This window comes from Micromonospora sp. CPCC 206061 (assembly GCF_036906915.1).
In the GTDB taxonomy this organism is placed as follows: domain Bacteria; phylum Actinomycetota; class Actinomycetes; order Mycobacteriales; family Micromonosporaceae; genus Phytohabitans.
On the sequence record NZ_JBAKHX010000185.1, the window covers coordinates 1 to 2,228 of the forward strand.

Sequence of the window (2,228 nt, forward strand, 5' to 3'; positions counted from 1 at the left end):
CAGCAGTCGGATCAACGCGGCTTCGACCAGGGCCTCTCGGGACGGGAAGTGCCCGTACAGGGTGACCCTGCCGACCCCCGCCTCCTGCGCGATGTCGTTCATGCTCGCCTCGGCACTGCGCCCCAGGCAGGTCACGGCCGCTTGCACGATCTTCTCGGCGTTCTGCCGCGCGTCCGCGCGACGGGGCGACCGGGCAGCGGAGTGAGCCATGCAACGTCCTTAAGTCAAACAGTGCTTGTTCGAGTTACAGTACCCGGACGTAAGTTGAACACGGCCTGTACGACTTAGCCCGGAGGGCGATCTCGTGTCCGAATCCATGACCACCACCAGTCCCAGCCGCACCCCGCATCCCCGACGCTGGCAGATCCTGGGGCTGGTCGGCGTCGCGCAACTGATGCTCATCCTCGACGTGACCGTCGTGGCGATCGCACTGCCACACATGGGCGCGGACCTCGGCCTGCCGCGGGGAACCCTGACCTGGGTGGTCAGCGGCTACACCCTCGCGTTCGGCGGACTACTGCTGCTCGGCGGCCGCGCCGCCGACCTGTTCGGAGCCCGCCGGCTCCTGCTCGCCGGTCTGCTGCTGTTCGCGGCGGCATCGTTGACCGCCGGACTGGCCACCACCGGACCGATGCTCCTGACCGGCCGGGTAGCGCAGGGCCTGGCCGCCGCCATGCTGTCACCGGCGGCCCTGTCGCTCATCGTCACGATCTTCGACGGAGACGAACGCAACCGGGCGCTGGGCATCTGGTCCGCACTGGGCGGCAGCGGCGCCGCACTCGGCGTCCTACTCGGCGGGCTGTTGACCGCCGGACCAGGCTGGGCATGGGTCTTCTACATCAACGTCCCGGTCGGGCTCGTGCTGCTGTTCACGCTCCGATCTCACCTGCCGGCGCAGCCGGCATCGACTACCAGAGCCGTCCTCGACATTCCCGGCGCGGCGCTGGTCACCGCGGCCACCGCAACCCTCATCTACGCCCTGATCCGGGCCGGAGACCACGGCTGGATCACCTGGGCCACCGCCGCGCTACTGCTGGTATCGGTGGTCCTCTACGCCGCCTTCGCAGTGCGTCAGCGCCTGGCCGCGAGCCCACTGATGAACCTGCGGCTGCTGACCCGCAGGCCCGTGGCGGCCGGCACACTGCTGATCCTCGTCGCCACCGCTCTCATGATCATGATGTTTTTCCTCGGCACGTTCGCGCTGCAGGAGCATCACGGCTACGGCGCACTTACCACCGGCCTGCTCTTCCTGCCCATCGCGCTGTCCACCATGTTGGGCGCGAACGTGGCCGGGCGCGTGATCGGCCGCACGGGCGCCCGTACCCTCGCGGTGGCCGGGCTCGCCATCGCCGCTGCCGGCCTGGCCGTACCAGCGATCTGGAACGGCGCCGCCGCCATGGTGGCCGGCATGGCAGTCGCGGCCGCTGGCACCGGGGCGTTGTTCGTGGTTGCCTCCGCCACCGCGCTCGGACAGGTGGCGGCGCACGAAGCCGGCCTGGCCTCCGGAATCGTCAGCACCTTCCACGAGTTCGGTGCCTCGCTCGGCGCGGCCGTGGCATCCAGCATCGCCGCCCTCAGCATCACCGGCACCGGCACCGAGGGGTTCACTCGTGGCTTCACCACCGGCGCGATCGTCGCGATCGTGACCGCCGTCGCCGCGCTCCTCATCACACCGGGTTCCCACTCCAAGTAGACCGATCGGGAACCCGCGACCACATAGGAGACAAGGCATGGCAACGTCAAACGACCGCTACGTGATCCGGCCGGGCCGAGCCTGCGACGCCACCGAGCTCGCCCGCCTGCACGCATCGGTCCAGCTTCAGCCGGTGACCGGCGGGCAACCGCACCCCGGCATCGCCGCCTGGGTCGAAGACCTGCTCGATGGTCATCCCTCGGTCGTACCCGACGACTTCCTGGTCGCCGAGGACTCGGCCACCGGCCGTCCGGTGGCCAGCCTCGTAGGGCTGCGGCAGGACTGGAACCTGACCGGAGTACGGCTGCCGGTCGCCCAGATCGAGCTGGTCGGCACCGCGCCGGAGCACCGCGGGCACCGGCTCACCGAACGACTGTTCGCCTCGCTACACCAGCGGTACGCGGCCGGCGATGCGCCTATCCAGATGATCGAGGGGATCCCCTACTTCTACCGCAGGCTCGGCTACGACTACGCCCTGGCCAACGACGGCGCCCCAACGGTGCCCGCCACCGCGCTGCCAGCCGGGCTGCCAGCC

3 protein-coding genes are annotated in these 2,228 nt (G+C 69.9%); 2 read left to right on the forward strand and 1 reads right to left on the reverse strand.

Annotation, left to right across the window (positions count from 1 at the left end):
- On the reverse strand, positions 1 to 210 hold a 210-nt coding region (locus tag V6V89_RS41220; protein ID WP_334625183.1), incomplete at its 3' end, for a TetR/AcrR family transcriptional regulator.
- Between the two features lie 106 nt (positions 211 to 316).
- Here V6V89_RS41220 and V6V89_RS41225 point away from each other — a divergent pair.
- Both V6V89_RS41225 and V6V89_RS41230 read left to right on the forward strand, forming a co-directional pair.
- Complete coding sequence (locus V6V89_RS41225) at positions 317 to 1,693, forward strand: MFS transporter (protein WP_334625184.1); 1,377 nt, start codon at positions 317 to 319, stop codon at positions 1,691 to 1,693.
- Between the two features lie 37 nt (positions 1,694 to 1,730).
- A partial coding sequence (locus V6V89_RS41230; RefSeq protein WP_334625185.1) for a GNAT family N-acetyltransferase occupies positions 1,731 to 2,228 on the forward strand: 498 nt, incomplete at its 3' end.

Coding starts and splice junctions, on each gene's coding strand:
- V6V89_RS41225 (WP_334625184.1), top strand. CDS start 317: ATGACCACCACCAGTCCCAGCCGCACCCCGCATCCCCGACGCTGGCAG.